Below are 16,465 nucleotides of genomic sequence, written 5' to 3' on the forward strand. Positions count from 1 at the left end.
AGCGCACTCGGAGGACTCCCGCCGATCAGCCGACTGTCACCAACGTGATGGCCGAGTACAGCTAGCGCTTCAGCTTCTTGATCTCGTCCTTGGCTTCCTGCTGGGCGATGGCCTCGGCCTGGTCCTCTTCCCCGAAGACGCCCTCGACCCGGGCCTTCTCGACCTTCTTGAACTGGCGCAGCATGCTCCACGCGATCACCGCGACGGCGACGCAGAGCGCGATGAAGATGCCGAAGGCGGTCCAGCCCGCGACCACGTCCTCGTCCTGCGGCGGGGTGGGCTCGGGGACAGGCTGGGAGGTGTGCAGCGTGTGCGTCGTCATCGAGAGGCCGGACATACCGACATTGTCTCACTTCACCCTGAGAGATCGCGCAAAGGCTCAGGCGGTGACGACCTTGCCGAAGCTGATCTCGCGGCCGACGGCAGCCTTGCCCTCGTCGTCGGCGGTGGAGACGTCGAGGCCGGCGAAGAGATCCGTCTCCTCGCGTCGCTCGGCCTCAGGCACCGGCACGTAGGAGGTCACCAGCTCGAAGTCCTCCGTCGGCCAGGCCTCCTTCTCGATCTCCCGAGGCACCGCGAACCAGGGGCCGTCGGGGTCGATCTGGGTGGCGTGCGCGAGCAGCGCCTGATCACGGACGCCGAAGTACTCAGCGCACTCGACCTTCGTCGTGACCCGCTCGTCCCAGCTGGGGTCACGCTTCCAGGTCTCGAGGCGCTCCTCGTAGGGCGAGGTGAGCCCGTGGCTCGTGATCGCCTCGTGCAGCGCGACCATGCGCGGATAGTTGAAGGTGTGGCTGTAGTAGAGCTTCAGCGGCTGCCAGGGCTCGCCCGCGTCGGGGAACCGGTCGGGGTCGCCGGCGGCTGCGAAGGCCTCCACCGAGACCCGGTGGCACATGATGTGGTCCGGGTGCGGGTAGCCCCCGTTCTCGTCGTACGTCGTGATCACGTGCGGCCGGAAGGAGCGGATGATCTCGACGAGCCGGCGCGTGCTCACCTCGAGCGGCACCCGGCCGAAGCAGCCCTCCGGGAGCAGCGACCAGTCCTTGGCGCCCATCTCCTCGACCAGCATGAACTCCTCGACCCAACCGGAGTCGACGAAGCCGAGCCAGTCCTGCTTGATGCCGAGGATGTCGCGGGCGCGATGCATCTCCTCGCGGCGGATCTCGTGGATGTTCTCCAGGATCCCAGGGCGCTCCATCTTCGGGTTGAGGATGTCGCCGCGCTCTCCGCCCGTACACGTCGCGACGTGGACGTCGACGCCCTCGGCGACATACTTCGCGGTGATCCCCGCGCCCTTGCTCGACTCGTCGTCGGGGTGCGCGTGCACGTGCATCAGGCGGAAGGCCTGCTGGAGCAGATCTGGCATGGGTTCAATCCTAACCACGCGCTGTCTCACGGTTCGGTTACCCGCTCCCAGTCCACGGACAACTTTGGTGGTAGGTGGCCAGGACGGATGTGCAGTCGCCACCAGCGGGATGGGACCATGTCGGATGTGAGCACGTCAGCCGAAGAGTCCCGGATCGCGAATCGCTATGGCCGCGGCACACGCCGGCGCCCGGGTGTGCTCGTGATCGGGATGGTCGTCGCCCTGGTGGCCATCGTCGGCTGGTTCGGCTGGGCGCTGTGGGCAGCGCTCCACCCCGAGGTCTCCTCCGGGCTCGAGAAGTGGGAGGCGGTCAGCGAGAACGAGGTCGAGGTGACCTTCGTCGTACGCCTCCACGACAAGGACGCCAAGCCGGTCTGCTCCGTCGAGGCCGAGGACGACCAGGAGGAGAAGGTAGGTCACCTCGAGTTCACCGCCGGCGAGGGGCGCCAGACCATCACCATCCCGACCGAGCGCCGGGCGCTACGGGTCGAGTGGGGTGACTGCACGGTCGAGTGACCGCGCAGCCACCCGCGCGGACGTCACTTTCCGGTGAAGACCTCGGTCTTCAGGATCTCGACCTTGAGCGGCCCGCGGGGACCCTCGTAGGTAACGGTGTCGCCGACGCTCGCGCCGATGAGGGCAGCACCGATGGGTGAGGCGGCCGAGGAGATCTCGACGCCTCCGGCGTAGTCCTTCATCTCGATCGAGGCGATGAGGCGGGTCTCGGCCTCGTCGTCGTCGTCGCCCTCGAACTTGAAGGTGACCAGCTTGCCGACCGAGACGACGCCGTCATCCTCCGGGACCGTGGTGTCGGCCTTGCGGAGCAGCGCCTCGAGCTGCTGGATCTGGCCCTCGAGCTTGCCCTGCTCCTCGCGAGCGGCGTGGTAGCCGCCATTCTCCTTGAGGTCACCTTCGTCACGGGCGGAGCTGATCTCGGCGAGGATCTCCTGGCGCCGGGGACCCTTCAGGTATTCCAACTCCGCGGTCAGCTTCTCGAACGCGCCCTTGCTCAGCCAGATCGTGGCAGAGGTGGTCTCGGTCGACTGCGTCATGGGTTGCTCCTGATGGGTAGTGAATATAAGTAAGGGGCGCCGGTCATCTCGATCACCGGCGCCTTCTCTCCCTGCATGTGGGCATACTTCACCCAGCCGAACATCCTGCGGGAGATTGTCAGAACTTTCAGTTTAACAAGGCAACCACACCTCGGGACAGTCTGCGACCGAAACAGCGCTCAATCCGACCCCAGGACCGTTCCCCGGCACATCAGGGACTGGTCGCCGGATAACCCTTGCTACGTAGCTGCGCGAGCACCCGCTCGGCATGGGTCTGACCCCTGGTCTCGAGCTGCAGCTGCACCCCGACCTCGGCGAGTCGCAGCCCGGGCGTCGTGCGCGAGTGCACGACCTCCATGACGTTGGCCCCGGTGTCGCCGATCACCGACAGCAACGTCGCCAGGGCACCCGGCTGGTCGGGGATCGTCACCGCGACCGGCAGGTAGCGTCCGGCCAGCGTCATGCCGTGCTGGATCACCTTGCCGAGCAGGAGCGGGTCGATGTTGCCGCCGGAGAGCACCACGACGACCGGACCCTCGAACGTCTCGGGTGCGTCCATCAGAGCGGCCACGCCGACCGCTCCGGCGGGCTCGACGACCTGCTTGGCCCGCTCGGCGAGCGCCAGCAGCGCGCCGGAGATCGACTCCTCCGAGACGGTGCGGATCTCGTCGACGTACGACTGGATCATCGGGAAGTTGGTCTCCCCCGGCAGGCCGACCGCGATGCCGTCGGCCATCGTCGGCATCTTGTCGAGCCGGATCGGCCGGCCCTCGCGCAGCGAGACCGGGTAGGCGGCGGCCGTCTCGGCCTGCACGCCGATCACCTTCACGTCGGGATGCTTCGTCTTGATCGCGAGCGCCGCCCCGGCGAGCAGGCCGCCACCGCCGAGCGGAATCACGACCGTCTTCACGTCGGGCGTCTGCTCGAGGATCTCGAGGCCGATCGTGCCCTGTCCGGCGACGACATCGGGGTGATCGAAGGGGTGGATCATGATGGCGCCGGTGCGCTCGGCGAAGGCGATCGCGGCCTCGAGGCACTGGTCGACGTACTGTCCCTCGAAGATCACCTCTGCGCCGTACGCGCGAGTGGCCTTCTCCTTCGGGATCGGCGCGCCCTCGGGCATGAACACCGTCGACGGGATGCCGAGGGTGGTCGCGGCGAGCGCGACCCCCTGGGCGTGGTTGCCCGCGCTGGCGGCCACCACCCCGAACTTCTGCTGCTCGGCGGAGAGCCGGGCGATGCGTACGAACGCCCCGCGGGCCTTGAAGGAGCCCGTACGCTGCAGGTTCTCGCACTTGAGGATGACCGTGTCGCCGACCAGGTCGGTGAGCCAGCGGGCGCCCTGGACGGGGGTCTCGGTGATGTGGTCGCGCAGCAGCTCACGCGCCTCGACGATGTCGTCGTAGGACGGTTGACCATGCATCTCAGGCACTGCCTGCTCCTGGGCTCGAGGGGGGTGGGGAGGTCGGGCCGTTGACCGGCGGAGGCGGTGGCGACGCCGGTGCTGCGGCCTGGGTCGAGGCTGGGACGGCGCCCGCGGCCGGCGCGGCGGTCAGATGGGTGGCCACCGCGTTGAGGGCGGCCACGAGGGGCACAGCCACGAGCGCACCGGCCACACCACCGAGCACGATGCCGGTGGCGACGGCGAGGATGACACCCAGCGGGTGGACCCGGACCCAGCGACCGAGCAGGAACGGCTGCAGGCCATGGGCCTCGAGCTGCTGGACGAGGATCACGCCACCGAGCATCAGCAGCGCCGTCACCGGCCCCTGGGACACGAGCGCGACGAGCACGGCGACAGCACCGGCGACGGTGGCACCGATCAGAGGCACGAACGAGCTCAGGAAGACCAGCACGCCGATCGCCGCCACAAAGGGCACCTGCAGGGCCGCAGCGATGACCATGATGCCGACCGCATCGACCGCGGCCACGATGACCGTGGCTCGGGTGAACTGGGTGAGCGAGACCCACGCGACCCGGCCGGAGCTGTCCATCCGGCTGCGGGCGGCGCGCGGCGCGAGCCGGACCAGCCAGCCCCAGATCCGCTCGCCCTCGGCGCAGAAGAAGTAGGTGGAGAAGAGCACGATGAACAGGCCGGCGAAGACGTCGAGGGCGACGCCGCCGACCTCGCTGACACGAGAGAACGGGTTGGCTGCGTAGGAGGCCGCCCAGTCCTCCAGGGTGGTCTGCACCGTGTTGAGCCAGGTGTCGATCTGGGTCTCGCTCGCGTGGAACGGACCGTTGATCAGCCAGTCGCGGATCTCGTCGAGGGCCTTGACGGTCTGGCCGGCGAGGTCGCTGAACCCATTGGCCACCTGGGTGCCGGCGAAGCTCAGCATGGCGATGACCGCGCCCAGCACGCCGATCACCACGAAGAGTGCCGAGATGCTCCGCTTCATGCCGATCCGGGCCAGGCCGTTGACGACCGGGGAGACCAGCGCGGCGATCAGCAGCGCGATGACCACCGGGACCACGACGATGCTGAGGAACCCGAGCGCGCGGACGATGAGGTAGCCGGCGGCGACGATGACCAGCAACCGCCAGGCCCACTGCGCGGAGAGCTCGATGCCGTAGGGGACGTCGGTGCGGCTGACAGGCTTGGGTGCCGTCAACGGCTCGGGCGCGGCCAGCTGCTCCTGGCGCTCCTCACGCAGGCGCTCGAACTGGTTGACGAGGCGTAACGCGAAGTTCTCCGCCGACTCCCGGGCCTCAGCGGCGGCTTCCTTGGCCACCTCCGCGGACTCCCGCGCATCGGCCTCGTCCTGAGCCTGACGCTGCGCCCGGCGGTGGGCGTCGCGCACCTCGCGGTTGCGCTTGAACGCGCTGGTCATCCGACCGAAGCTCCCCTTCGCGGTCGACTTCTCGTCGCCGGAAGCATCCCCCTGATCTGTCACCTGACAGAGGCTACCGGGAGGGTGTGAGGTGGGTCGCAAGACGGCGGGCGGTGGCGGGGTGCGACCGTGCGAGCAGACCCACCGCGGCGAGGACGTAGTCGCTGTCGATCGCCCGCAGCGGCGCGTCCGCGTTGCGTGCGGTCACTACCTCGCTGCTCGACCTCGCCCCGGTCATCTCCGGAAGCTGCCACCCGCCGCGCGCCGACCAGCGCATCACCCGTTCCTCGATGCCCGGGCGACCATACCGGAGCACGCCGCCGGAGCCGATCACCACACCGACCCGACGCAGGTCCGTGCCGGTGCGCTCGATGACCTTGCCGCCCGGGGCCAGGACGATCCGGGATCGTCCCGCGTGCCGCTGCAAGGCCGTGGAGATCGCGATCCTCGCCAGGAGCTCGTCGATGTCCCTGTCCTGCTCGGTGCGCGGCAGCCAGCCGGGGTGGTTGCGCCGGTGCTCGACCTCGCCGGTGAGATCGGACTCGGCGAGGCTCGGGTCGGAGTGGTCGGCCGCCTCGAGGGTCGTGGTCGCCGACCAGCGCATGCCCAGGTCGCCCTCGACCGTCCGGGTCACCGGGGTGACCGCGACGACCTCCTCGCGCACGTGCTCAGCCTCAGGATCGGGACGGACCACGCTGTGCACGTCGGTGGTGGCACCACCGACGTCGACGACGACGACATCCTCGCCGAGCACCTCGGCCAGCGTCTCGACGCCCTGGAGCACGACATCGGGGGTCGCGCCTCGGACGATCCGCCGGAAGTCGGCCCGGCTGCTGAGGTTTTTGCCCCCGATCACGTGCTCGAGGAACATCTCCCGGACCGCCGCGCGGGCGCTCTCGGGCGCGAGCACACCAATCTTGGGAACGACGTTATCGCAGGTCACATGAGGAATGTCGGCCAGGATCTCGTCGATCTCCGAGTTCGCGTCGCGGTTGCCCGCGACGACCACCGGCCCACGCCAGTCGGCTGCGGCCAGCGCGCGGGCGGCGAAGACGATCGCGTCCCGGTTGCCTCCGTCGGTGCCACCGGTGAGCAGCACCAGGTCGGGGGTTGTGAAGCTGAGAGTGGCCCCTAGGTCACTCTCAGCTTCACAACCTGCGGTCGCGATCACCGCGACGACCTTGCCGCCGCTGGACAGCGCGACGCGCCGCCCGGCCTCGGCGGTCACCAGCTCCTCGTTGCCGACCACGGCGATCCGCAGCCCACCGCCAGCGGACGAGCAGGCGAGGATCTCGGCGTCGGCCACCTGGGAGTCCGTCGCGGTGAGAGCGGCCAGGCAGGCGTCGTACGCCTCCATCACCTCGTGCAGCGACGTCGGCGCGCTCGCGGAGCCGAGGACCTCACCGGAGGTGAGGTCGACGTGCAGCGCTTTGGTCCAGGTGGAGCCGAAGTCGACGCAGACCGCTGTCCGGGGCGAGTCAGCTCTGGTCAAGGGCCTGCTCGAGGTCCGCGACGAGGTCCTCGGCGTACTCGATCCCGACGGAGAGCCGCACCAGGTCGGCCGGCACCTCGAGGTCGGTGCCCGCGACGGACGCATGGGTCATCCGGCCCGGGTGCTCGATGAGGCTCTCGACACCGCCGAGCGACTCGCCCAGCGTGAAGATCTTGGTGCGCTCGCACACCGCGAGCGCAGCTGCCTCGCCGCCCTCGACGCGGAACGAGATCATGCCGCCGAACCGCTTCATCTGCTTCTGGGCGGTCGTGTGGCCGGGGTGCGTCTCCAGGCCCGGGTAGATGACCTCGCCGACCTTCGGGTGGGAGGTCAGGAAGTCGGCGACGCGCTCGGCGTTGTCGCAGTGGCGGTCCATGCGTACGGCCAGGGTCTTGAGGCCACGAAGCGTCAGCCAGGCGCCGAAGGGGTCGGCGATCGCGCCGGCGGCGTTCTGGAGGTAGCCGATCTTCTCGGCGAGCCCGTGGTCGCGGACGACCACAGCGCCGCCGACGACGTCGGAGTGGCCACCGACGTACTTCGTCGTGGAGTGCACCACGACGTCGGCCCCGAGGGTGAGAGGCTGCTGGAGATAGGGCGACGCGAAGGTGTTGTCGACGACCAGCAGCGCGCCGGCCTCGTGGGCGACCGTGGCCAGGCCTGCGATGTCGGCGATGTTGAGCAGCGGGTTGGTCGGCGTCTCGACCCAGACGACCTTGGTCTTGCCGGGCTGGATCGCGGCCGCGACCGCGTCCACGTCGGCGACCTGCGCAGGCGTGTGCGCGATCCCCCACTGGCTCTCGACCTTGTCGATCAGCCGGTGGGTGCCGCCGTAGGCGTCGTCGGGGATGACCATGTGGTCACCGGGACGCATCAGGCTGCGGATCAGGGTGTCCTCGGCTGCCAGACCGGAGGCGAAGGCGAACCCCTTCTCGCCCTCCTCGACCGCCGCCAGCGCGCCCTCGAGCGCGGTGCGGGTCGGGTTGGCGGAGCGGCTGTACTCATAGCCGTTGCGCAGGCCGCCGACGCCGTCCTGCTTGTAGGTCGTGGTGGCGTAGATCGGCGGGATCACCGCACCCGTCGTCGGGTCGGGCTCGTAGCCCGCGTGGATCGCCTTGGTCTCGAAACCGGCCTTGCCGAGGTGCTGCTGCTCGCTCACACGGCGAGCCTACGTCCGATGCCGTCTTCCATTCCACCGGACCCTCGGGCCATCCGGGAACGTTCGTGCACCGAACTGTGTTGAGAGACTGGTAGCAACCCTGACTTCTGGAGGTCACTCATGTTCGGTCGCCCAACTCAGCTCCTCTCCGAGGACCGTACGCTCGCCGGGCGCGACCAGGCGCTCTTCGACCTGCCGGCCAAGCACCGCGTCTTGGGGACTCCCCCGCTCGCCTCCCCCGAGGACGGGACCGCACCCGAGGGGGCCGAGGTGGCGTACTTCGGTCTCGGCTGTTTCTGGGGTGCCGAGGAGATCTTCTGGCAGATGCCGGGGGTCTACTCGACCGCTGTCGGGTATCAGGGCGGCACGACCGCCAACCCGACCTATGACGAGGTCTGCAGCGGGCAGACCAACCACACCGAGGCGGTCCGGGTCGTCTTCGACCCTGCCGTGGTGTCGTACGCGGATCTCGTCAAGAAGTTCTTCGAGGTCCACGACCCGACACAGGGGATGCGGCAGGGCAACGACGTCGGTACGCAGTACCGCTCGGCGCTCTACTACGTCTCCGACGCGCAGCGGGAGACCGCCGAGGAGCTGACCAAGGTCTACGGCGACGAGATCGCCCGGCGGGGCTACGGCGAGATCACCACCGAGATCCGCGAGGTCCCGACCTTCTACGCCGCCGAGCCGGCGCACCAGCAGTACCTGGACCGCGTGCCCAACGGCTACCGCTGCCACGCGAACACGGGCATCGCCTTCCCCGCGACCGCCTGAAGGTCTGAGGTCAGCCCAGCGGCAGATACATCACGTGGAGGCCGACCCGGCCGTGCGACGTCGAGTCGAACGCGTCCGGGACGGTCCCGATGATCTGGAAGCCGAGGGACTGCCACAGGCGTACGGCGGTGGTGTTGGTCTCCACGACCGCGTTGAACTGGATGCCGTGGAAGCCGTTGTCCTTGTGCCACTGCACGCAGTAGTCACCGAGGGCACGGCCGACGCCCCTGCCACGGGCCTTCGAGGAGACCATGAACGAGGCGGTGCCGATGTGGCTGCCGCGGCCGGGGCGGTTGGGGCCCATCTTGGCGCTGCCCAGGACGTTGCCGTCCTCGACCGCGACGACGACGTGGTCGTACATCCACATCTCCCGGGCTTCGTCGGACGTGGCGCCGAGCGGGTAGGCGTAGGTCTCCCCGGCCTCCACGATCTCGGACCAGAACGGGTAGATCTGCGGCCAGTCCTCGGCCGTCGCCTCGCGGATCTGCATCAGATGTCTCTCTCTCCGTCGATGGCCTCGCGCATGAGATCGGCGTGGCCGCAGTGGCGGGCGTACTCCTCGATCATGTGGACCAGGATCCAGCGCAGGCTGATCGACTGGCCGTCTCGGGTCGTGTCGACCGCGATCTGGTCGAGGGAACCGGCCGCGTCGGTGAGCTCGTTGGAGCGGGCGATCGCGTCGCGGAGCAGGGTGCGCAGCGTCTCGGGGTCGTCCGCGGCGGCGCTGGTGAACTCCCAGTCCTCGTCGTCGACCCAGGGTGCCGTGTCGAACGGCGGGGCCGGGCTGTCGCCGGCCAGGCGTACGCCGAACCAGATGTCCTCCACGTACGCCATGTGCTTGAGGAGGCCGGCCAGCGTCATGGTGGTGGCCGCGAAGGGGCGGTTGAGCTGCTCGTGGTCGAGGCCAGCGACCTGCCTGAGCAGGGTCGCCCGATGGAAGTCGAGGAACGTACGCAGGGTCGTGGACTCGTCCGCGACGTAGGGGGCGCCGGTCGGATGGCGGATGTCCTCGAAGAGTGCCTCGGTCATGGGCGTCAACGTAGTGGCGGAGAGTTTCCTCGGCGAATCACTTTCGCCAAACTGAAACGCGTTCTAGATTTGGCGCATGTCCCACGCCCCCGGAAGTCCACAGAGTCCCGAGAAGCCGCTCAGAGTCGTCGTCTGGTCCACCGGGACGGTGGGCCGTCATGCCATCGCGGGGGTCGATGCGCATCCCGACCTGGAGCTGGTCGGGGTCTGGACCTCGACGCCTTCGAAGGCGGGCCGGGACGCCGGCGAGCTGGCCGGGCTCGGGCGTACGCTCGGGGTCGCGGCGACCACGTCGCGCGAGGAGCTGCTCGCGCTCTCCCCCGACTGCGTCGTCCACGCAGCGATGACCGACGACCGGGTCTTCGAGGCGATCACCGATCTCACCGAGCTCATCCGGGACGGGGTCAACGTCGTCTCCTCCGGGCCGGTGATTCTGGTCCATCCGCAGGGGACGCTGCCCGACGAGATGATCTCGGGCATCGACGATGCCGGGCGTGAGGGCGGTGCTTCGCTGCACGTCAACGGCATCGATCCGGGCTTCGCCAACGATGTCCTGCCGCTTGCGATGACGTCGCTCTCCCAGCGGATCGACCACATCAAGGTCTCGGAGATCGCCGACTACTCGACGTACTTCCAGCCGGTGGTGATGAAGGACCTCTTCGGCTTCGGGGGTTCGCTGGAGGACAAGCCGTTCCTGTGGGAGCCGGGTGTGCTGAGCACCGCGTGGGGTCCTGTGGTCCGGGTCCTCGCCGCCGGCCTCGGGGTGATCCTCGACGAGCCGCTCGTCGAGCACGTCGAGCGGCGCGCGGCGACGGCGGACACCAAGACCGTCTCGGTGGACATCGCGGAGGGCACCCAGGGCTCCGTACGTTTCACCGTCATCGGCACCGTCGACGGGATCCCGCGCATCACCCTCGAGCACGTCACCCGGACCGACGCGGCCTCCGACCCGGACTGGCCCGTCCCGTCGACCGGCGACGGCTGCTACCGCATCGAGGTCACCGGCGAGCCGTCGATGACCGTCGAGTTCAGCCACCACGGCGAGCACGGCGACCACAACGTCTCCGGGATGATCGTCACCGCCCAGCGCCTGGTCAACGCCATCCCCGCCGTGGTCGCCGCCTCCCCCGGCCTCGTCTCCCCCTTGGACCTCCCCCTGATCACCGGCCGCGGCCTGGTCTCCTCATGAGCGAGACGTCACTCCGGTCGCCCGAGGCGTCAAGCCCGTCGGCCGAGACGTCACGTAGGTCGGCCGACACGTCACTTCCGTCGGTCGAGACGTCAGCCGCGACAACTCGGCCGACCGGAGCGACGTCTCGGCCGACGTACGTGACGTCTCGACCAACCCAACCGACGCCTCGGCCGACCGGGCTGACGTCTCGACATGAAGGAACCAGATGAGCATTCTTGATCGATTCACCCTGACCGACCACGTGGCCGTGGTGACCGGCGCGGGGCGCGGGATCGGGGCGGCTTCGGCCGTGGCCCTCGCGGAGGCGGGGGCCGATGTGGTGATCGCTTCGCGCACCGAGAAGCAGCTTCGGGAGGTCGCCGAGAAGGTGGAGGCGGTGGGGCGGCGGGCGCTGGTGGTGCCGGCGGACCTGGCCGACCTCGGTGCCACGGCGGGGTTGGCTGCGGCGGCGTACGAGGAGTTCGGGCGTCTCGACATCGTGGTCAACAACGTGGGTGGGACAATCCCGAACACGTTCCTCGATACCGACGAGGGATACCTCGAGGAGGCGTTCCACTTCAACGTGACCACGGCGCACGCACTGACCCGGGCTGCAGTGCCCTACATGCTGAAGAGCCCGGACGGGCAGCAGTCGGTGGTGTCGATCAGCTCGATGATGGGACGTACGGCGGGGCGCGGCTACCTCGCCTACGGCACCGCGAAGGCGGCGCTGGCGCACTGGACCAGACTGGCCGCCACCGACCTCGCCCCACGGATCCGGGTCAACGGGATCTTCGTCGGCTCGGTGCGTACGAGCGCCCTCGAGTTCGTGGCCGGCGACGACACCATGCGCGGCGAGATCGAGTCGAAGACCCCGCTCGGACGTATCGGCGAGGCCGAGGACATCGCCGCCGGGGTGGTCTACCTGACCTCCCGTGCCGGTCAGTTCGTCACCGGGAAGCTGCTCGAGGTCGACGGCGGCACCGAGGCGCCGACGCTCGACCTCAAGCTCCCCGACGTCGGCGCCTAGACGATGACTAGACCGTGACGTCCTTGTGCCAGGACTCGGTGACGTAGTCGGTCACCCAGCCCATCGACTTGTAGAGCCCGTCGGCACCGGTGGGGCTGTCGGCGTCGACCTCGAGCGAGACCCGGTCACGGCCGCGCTCGAGGGCGTCGCCGATGACGGTGTAGAGCAGCCCCTTCGCCACCCCGCGGCCGCGGGCGTTGCGGTTGACGCCGATGTACTCGACGTACGTCCCCTCGACCCCGGCCGCGTTGGCCGGCAGCACCGAGGCGACCAGCGTGCCCGCAGGCAGGGTGTCGTCCACATAAGCGAGCCACCAGTGGTCCCAGCGGTGACCAGGGTCCTCGCGCAGACGCTGCACGAACTCCGGGAAGCTCTCCCGATAGGAGTTGAAGTGGTCCTGGAAGGACTCCTCCAGGGTCTGGTGGACGGTCTGCAGATCGGCCGCCACCGGCATGCCGTTCTCGTGCGTCTCCACGGGGCGGATGGTCACCCCCTCGCGGAGGGCGGGCACCTTCTCGTCGGGAAGCACGGGCCGGCTCATGTGCAGCCAGGTGCGTCGGTTGGTGAACCCTGCGGCCGCCAGCCACTCCCGCTGCACCGTGTCGTCGGCGAACGGGCTCGCGTCGAGGTGGGACTCGGTGATGCCGCGCAGCTCGGCCATCGATCGGGCCTGCTCCGCGAGCCAGGCATAGAGCCCGGCTGCGACCTCTGCCGCCTGGGCGAGGGTGCGGTCGACATAGAGATAGACGAGCGTGCGTCCGGCGGCGCGATCGTGGGCGATGGCCCAGGCTCGTACGTCGCCGTCCGGGTCGATCGCGACCAGCTGCTGGCGGGTCCAGGACGCAGGCCCGGCGATCTCGCCGGCGATCGCGTCGGCATCGACCTTTCCGGACCCCTCGAACGGTGTCTTGTCGACCGCTCGGAGCCTCAAGAGGGCGGGTAGATCATCGAGGTCAGGGACCTTCGTCGTCCATCCGGTAGGGAGTTCCACGGGCGTCTCGCTATGGTCGCTCACCCGGCCATTCTCCCAAACGTCAGCGAGCGTCGACCCACTGGTCCGTGCCTGGGACCAGCACAGACGCACCCGCGGTGAGTTCGGCGACCAGCCCTTCGAGTCGTTTCTCGTCCTCCGGAGGAGCCCCGATCCGCAGCGTCACGGCAGCCCCGTAGGAGGTGTCGAGGACGGCCACTCCGGAGGATCGCAGGTCGGTCTCGAGGCGGCCTGAGGCGTCGTACGGAACCTCGATCCGATACTCCCGGACCAGCTCGCGTCGGCGCGTGCCGACCTCGTCGAGCGCGGTCCGGACGGCGTCGGAGTAGGCCCGGACGAGACCGCCCGCGCCCAGCAGCGTCCCGCCGAACCAGCGGGTCACGACGGCGACCGTGTCCGAAACACCGGTGCCGCGAAGCACCTCGAGCATCGGGGCGCCCGCGGTGCCCGCGGGCTCACCGTCGTCGTTGGAGCGCTCGACCGGTTGCGGCGGCGGACCGATCCTGAAGGCGGAGCAGGTGTGGCGGGCGTCCCAGTGCTGCTTGCGCAGCCGCTCGACCACCGCCCGCGCGTCGGCTTCGTCCTCCACCCGAGCGAGCGTGCACAGGAACCGGGAGCGCTTCTCCTCGATCTCGGCGGCTCCGTCACGGCCGAGGGTCAGGTAGTGCGTCATCCCGGAGCCCCTCTCACCACAGTCCGAGCACGCTGCCGCCGATGCGGATGATGAACCCGGCGACCACGACGATGAAGAAGACACGTACGAACCCGGCACCCTTCGCCACTGCGGTCCGCGCCCCGAGATAACCACCGATCAGGTTGCACACCCCCATCACCAGGCCGGTCTTCCACAGCACCGCCCCCTGCGGGATGAAGACCATCAGGGCGGCGAGGTTCGTCGCGACATTGGCCATCTTCGCCTTCGCGCTCGCTTCCAGGAAGGAGTAGCCCAGCAGACCGACGAGCCCGATCACCAGGAAGCTGCCGGTCCCGGGACCCAGCGCGCCGTCGTAGAAGCCGACCGCGAACCCGACCACCATCGCGCCGATCACGTGCCGGTGGTCGTCGTACCTCAGCGCGGTCGCCTCGCCGAGCGACGGCTTGAAGAGCACCCATGTCCCCACCAGGATCAGGGCGACCAGGACGATCGGCTCGAAGACGCTTTCCGGGAGGTAGGACGCCACTCCCGCGCCCAGGGCGGAGCCGACGAACGCGAGGATCATGAGCGGGATGAAGGTCTTCGGGTCCGGGCCCACCCGCCGGTAGTAGGTCGCGGCACTGATCGAGGTGCCGAAGATCGAGGCCAGCTTGTTGGTCGCCAGGATCTGCACCGGAGCGGCGCCGGGGAGGAACAGCATCAGCGCGGGGAGCTGGATCAGCCCACCTCCGCCGACCACCGCGTCCACGTAGCCGGCGGCCAGGGCCGCGAGGGCGAGAAGGGCGAGTACGTTCAGCGTCTCCTCTGGCACGAGCGCAGGCTACGCGGCCTGATGCTCACCGAGTTAACTCGGTGAGCATTCAGCCAGCCCACCAGCCACGGCCACCGAACGCGTCGCCGTAGGTGTTCGACGTACGCCGCGCTGTCCTGTCACCCAGATAGGACCCGACCACGGCCGCGCCGAGATCGTCCAGCTCGGGCGCGACCACGCGACCCTCGACGCGGCGGGCCATGGAGTCGATGAAGCGGGCCAGCCCGGGGTCGTCGCCGAGGCGGAAGAAGGTCGTCTGGGCGCCCAGACGCCGGGAGTTCTCCAACTCCTCGACAGACCTCGCGATCGTCACCGGGTGGGGCGGGTAGGAGAACCAGACCTCACCGCCCGCCTCCAGGTGGGCGGTGGGCTCGCCGTCGGTCACGATCAGGAGCACCGGCTGGGCGCCCGGGTGCTTGCGGAAGTGCCGGTTGGCCAGCAGCAGCGCGTGGTGCAGGTTGGTGCCCTTGTCCCAGATCGCGTCGAGCGCGGTCAGCTTCTCGATCTCCATCGTCTGGGCATAGCGACCGAACGAGATCAGCTGCAGGTCGTCGTTGCGGAAACGGCTCTTGATCAGCGTGTGCAGCGCCAGCGCGGTGCGCTTCATCGGCACCCAACGGCCATCCATCGCCATCGAGAAGCTGGTGTCGACGAGGAGGGCGACCGCTGCCTGCGTACGCGCCTCGGTCTCCTGCACCTCGATGTCATCAACTGTCAGTCGAACGCCGGGTCCCGACCTGCCTTCGCCGACCTCTCGGATGACGGCGTTCGTGATCGTGCGAGGTACGTCCCAGGGCTCGGTGTCGCCGAAGGCCCAGGGCCGCGAGGAGCCGGACAGGTCGCCCGCCGCACCGGCGCGCTGCAGGTCGCGTTCGCCCTGCCGGCCGGAGAGCCGCTGCGCGACGTCGCGAAGCAGTGCCTTGCCGAGCTGGCGCATCGCCTTCGGGGTCAGCCGGAGATCACCGTCGGAGCCACGCTCGAGCTGACCGGAGTCGCGCAGCGCCTGCTCGAGCTCCTGCAGGGTGCGCGCGTCGACCGCGGCGTCGTCACCGAGCTGTCGGGAGAGGGCGTCGAGGTCGATGTCGTCGAGCCGCGAGCCGGCGTAGGACTGCTGGAGCTGCTCGGAGAGCTGGTCGAGCTCGGCGATGTCCTGCAGCACCCCGGTGCCGTCCCCGAGGCCCAGGCCGTCGCCGCCGCCGAACTCCTCGGAGCCTCCCCAGTCCTCGCCGGGCCGCGCCGCCTGCAGGTTGGCGTCGAGCTGTGCCATCTGCTCCATCAGCGCGGGTGACCCGAACGCCTGCGCCGAGAGCTCTATCAGCTCGCGCCGCTGTTCGGCCGACATCGAGTTGAGCATCCGCTGGGCGGCCGCCGAGCGCTGCGCGAGGGTGTCGAGCAGCTCGTCGATGTTCTGGGGGTTCTCCGGGAAGTGCTGGCCGTGCTTGGCCATGAACTCGTCGAAGTCCGCGTCGGTGTCTTCTCCGCGGTTGTGCTTGTCGAGCAGCTCGTTGAGGTCGCGGAGCATCTCCGCGATCGCCTCGCGGTCCTCGTCCGTGGCCCCTTCGAGCGCCTGCTTCATGCCCTTGAACCGCTGGTCGAGGATCTCTCGACCGAGGAGGTCCTTGATCTCCTCGTACGCCTCGCGGGCCTCGCGGGATGCCCAGTCGTAGGACGAGAGCTCGCTGACCGCGGCGGCGGTGTTCGGCGAGAGATTGTCGATCTGCATCTCCCGGAACGCCCGGTCGCCGTCGTCCATCGTGACGTCGCGGGCCAGCTGCTTACGCTCCTCGAGAACCGCCTTGTCCAGCAGCTCACGCACCTGCTCGAGCGTACCGTCGAGGTTGTGCCGCTGCAGCAGCTCACGGCGCCGCTCGGCAACCTGCCGGGCGAGGTCATCGAGGCCGCGCTGATCCTGCCCGCCGCGCCGCAGGAACTCCCGCATCGCACGCTCGGGCGAGTAGCCGGACATCACGTCCTCGCCGATCGCGTCCAGCGCCTCGGCGATGTCGACGGGCGGTGCGAGCGGATCCCCACCCGCGTACTTCTTGTAGCGGCTCATCCGCCCACCCCCGAAAAGTCGATTCTCGACCGCGAGAGGTCAGTTTCTGAC

Annotated in this window: 17 protein-coding genes; 4 read left to right on the top strand and 13 right to left on the bottom strand. The window is 69.1% G+C overall.

The features are described 5' to 3' along the window. Window positions 1-61: 61 nt before the first annotated feature. Entirely contained in the window at window positions 62-337 is a 276-nt protein-coding gene (locus IEY84_RS00005) for a hypothetical protein (protein ID WP_183540936.1), read from the bottom strand. A 42-nt stretch (window positions 338-379) separates the two neighbouring features. Beyond that, window positions 380-1,366 (bottom strand): mycothiol conjugate amidase Mca, encoded by a 987-nt coding sequence (gene mca, locus IEY84_RS00010; protein ID WP_183540939.1) that lies wholly within the window; start codon window positions 1,364-1,366, stop codon window positions 380-382. Between the two features lie 126 nt (window positions 1,367-1,492). Here mca and IEY84_RS00015 point away from each other — a divergent pair, with 126 nt between their 5' ends. Further along, on the top strand, window positions 1,493-1,882 hold the full coding sequence (locus IEY84_RS00015; RefSeq protein WP_183540942.1) for a DUF4307 domain-containing protein: 390 nt from the start codon (window positions 1,493-1,495) through the stop codon (window positions 1,880-1,882). A gap of 23 nt (window positions 1,883-1,905) precedes the next feature. On the opposite strand, the gene greA is transcribed toward IEY84_RS00015, so the two are convergent. From greA to IEY84_RS00040, 5 genes are all read right to left on the bottom strand, one after another. Further along, window positions 1,906-2,418 carry a transcription elongation factor GreA gene (greA, locus tag IEY84_RS00020; RefSeq protein WP_183540945.1) on the bottom strand — a complete coding sequence of 171 codons (513 nt, stop codon included), beginning with the start codon at window positions 2,416-2,418 and terminating at the stop codon, window positions 1,906-1,908. A 211-nt stretch (window positions 2,419-2,629) separates the two neighbouring features. Next, a complete protein-coding gene (gene ilvA, locus IEY84_RS00025) occupies window positions 2,630-3,841 on the bottom strand; it encodes a threonine ammonia-lyase (protein ID WP_183542170.1) in 1,212 nt (403 codons plus the stop codon). Window position 3,842: 1 nt separating this feature from the next. After that, entirely contained in the window at window positions 3,843-5,312 is a 1,470-nt protein-coding gene (locus IEY84_RS00030; protein WP_229788167.1) for an AI-2E family transporter, read from the bottom strand. Window positions 5,313-5,322: 10 nt separating this feature from the next. Next, a complete protein-coding gene (locus IEY84_RS00035; protein ID WP_183540949.1) occupies window positions 5,323-6,741 on the bottom strand; it encodes a glutamate mutase L in 1,419 nt (472 codons plus the stop codon). Next, window positions 6,728-7,897 (bottom strand): cystathionine gamma-synthase, encoded by a 1,170-nt coding sequence (locus IEY84_RS00040; protein ID WP_183540952.1) that lies wholly within the window; start codon window positions 7,895-7,897, stop codon window positions 6,728-6,730. Before IEY84_RS00040 ends, IEY84_RS00035 begins: the two co-directional genes overlap by 14 nt. Before the next feature lie 120 nt (window positions 7,898-8,017). On the opposite strand from IEY84_RS00040, the gene msrA reads away from it, so the two are divergent. Beyond that, window positions 8,018-8,671 carry a peptide-methionine (S)-S-oxide reductase MsrA gene (gene msrA, locus IEY84_RS00045; RefSeq protein ID WP_183540954.1) on the top strand — a complete coding sequence of 218 codons (654 nt, stop codon included), beginning with the start codon at window positions 8,018-8,020 and terminating at the stop codon, window positions 8,669-8,671. Between the two features lie 10 nt (window positions 8,672-8,681). On the opposite strand, the gene IEY84_RS00050 is transcribed toward msrA, so the two are convergent. Both IEY84_RS00050 and IEY84_RS00055 read right to left on the bottom strand, forming a co-directional pair. Beyond that, entirely contained in the window at window positions 8,682-9,161 is a 480-nt protein-coding gene (locus IEY84_RS00050; RefSeq protein ID WP_183540958.1) for a GNAT family N-acetyltransferase, read from the bottom strand. Beyond that, window positions 9,161-9,700 (bottom strand): DinB family protein, encoded by a 540-nt coding sequence (locus tag IEY84_RS00055; protein ID WP_183540961.1) that lies wholly within the window; start codon window positions 9,698-9,700, stop codon window positions 9,161-9,163. Before IEY84_RS00055 ends, IEY84_RS00050 begins: the two co-directional genes overlap by 1 nt. 76 nt (window positions 9,701-9,776) lie before the next feature. Here IEY84_RS00055 and IEY84_RS00060 point away from each other — a divergent pair, with 76 nt between their 5' ends. After that, entirely contained in the window at window positions 9,777-10,889 is a 1,113-nt protein-coding gene (locus IEY84_RS00060; RefSeq protein WP_183540964.1) for an NAD(P)H-dependent amine dehydrogenase family protein, read from the top strand. A 208-nt stretch (window positions 10,890-11,097) separates the two neighbouring features. Then, complete coding sequence (locus IEY84_RS00065) at window positions 11,098-11,901, top strand: SDR family oxidoreductase (RefSeq protein WP_183540967.1); 804 nt, start codon at window positions 11,098-11,100, stop codon at window positions 11,899-11,901. Between the two features lie 7 nt (window positions 11,902-11,908). Here IEY84_RS00065 and IEY84_RS00070 read toward each other — a convergent pair whose 3' ends face one another. The 4 genes from IEY84_RS00070 to IEY84_RS00085 are packed head-to-tail and all read right to left on the bottom strand — an operon-like array spanning window position 11,909 to window position 16,414. Further along, window positions 11,909-12,892, bottom strand: a complete 984-nt coding sequence (locus tag IEY84_RS00070) for a GNAT family N-acetyltransferase (protein ID WP_229788170.1) — start codon at window positions 12,890-12,892, stop codon at window positions 11,909-11,911. A gap of 43 nt (window positions 12,893-12,935) precedes the next feature. Continuing rightward, complete coding sequence (locus tag IEY84_RS00075) at window positions 12,936-13,565, bottom strand: YigZ family protein (protein ID WP_183540972.1); 630 nt, start codon at window positions 13,563-13,565, stop codon at window positions 12,936-12,938. Between the two features lie 13 nt (window positions 13,566-13,578). Then, window positions 13,579-14,358: a TSUP family transporter gene (locus IEY84_RS00080; protein WP_183540975.1), complete on the bottom strand. Its 780-nt coding sequence runs from the start codon at window positions 14,356-14,358 to the stop codon at window positions 13,579-13,581. A 49-nt stretch (window positions 14,359-14,407) separates the two neighbouring features. Then, on the bottom strand, window positions 14,408-16,414 hold the full coding sequence (locus tag IEY84_RS00085) for a vWA domain-containing protein (RefSeq protein WP_183540978.1): 2,007 nt from the start codon (window positions 16,412-16,414) through the stop codon (window positions 14,408-14,410). Window positions 16,415-16,465: the final 51 nt, after the last annotated feature.

The sequence above is a fragment of the Nocardioides albus genome (assembly GCF_014648255.1).
Taxonomy (GTDB): domain Bacteria; phylum Actinomycetota; class Actinomycetes; order Propionibacteriales; family Nocardioidaceae; genus Nocardioides; species Nocardioides albus.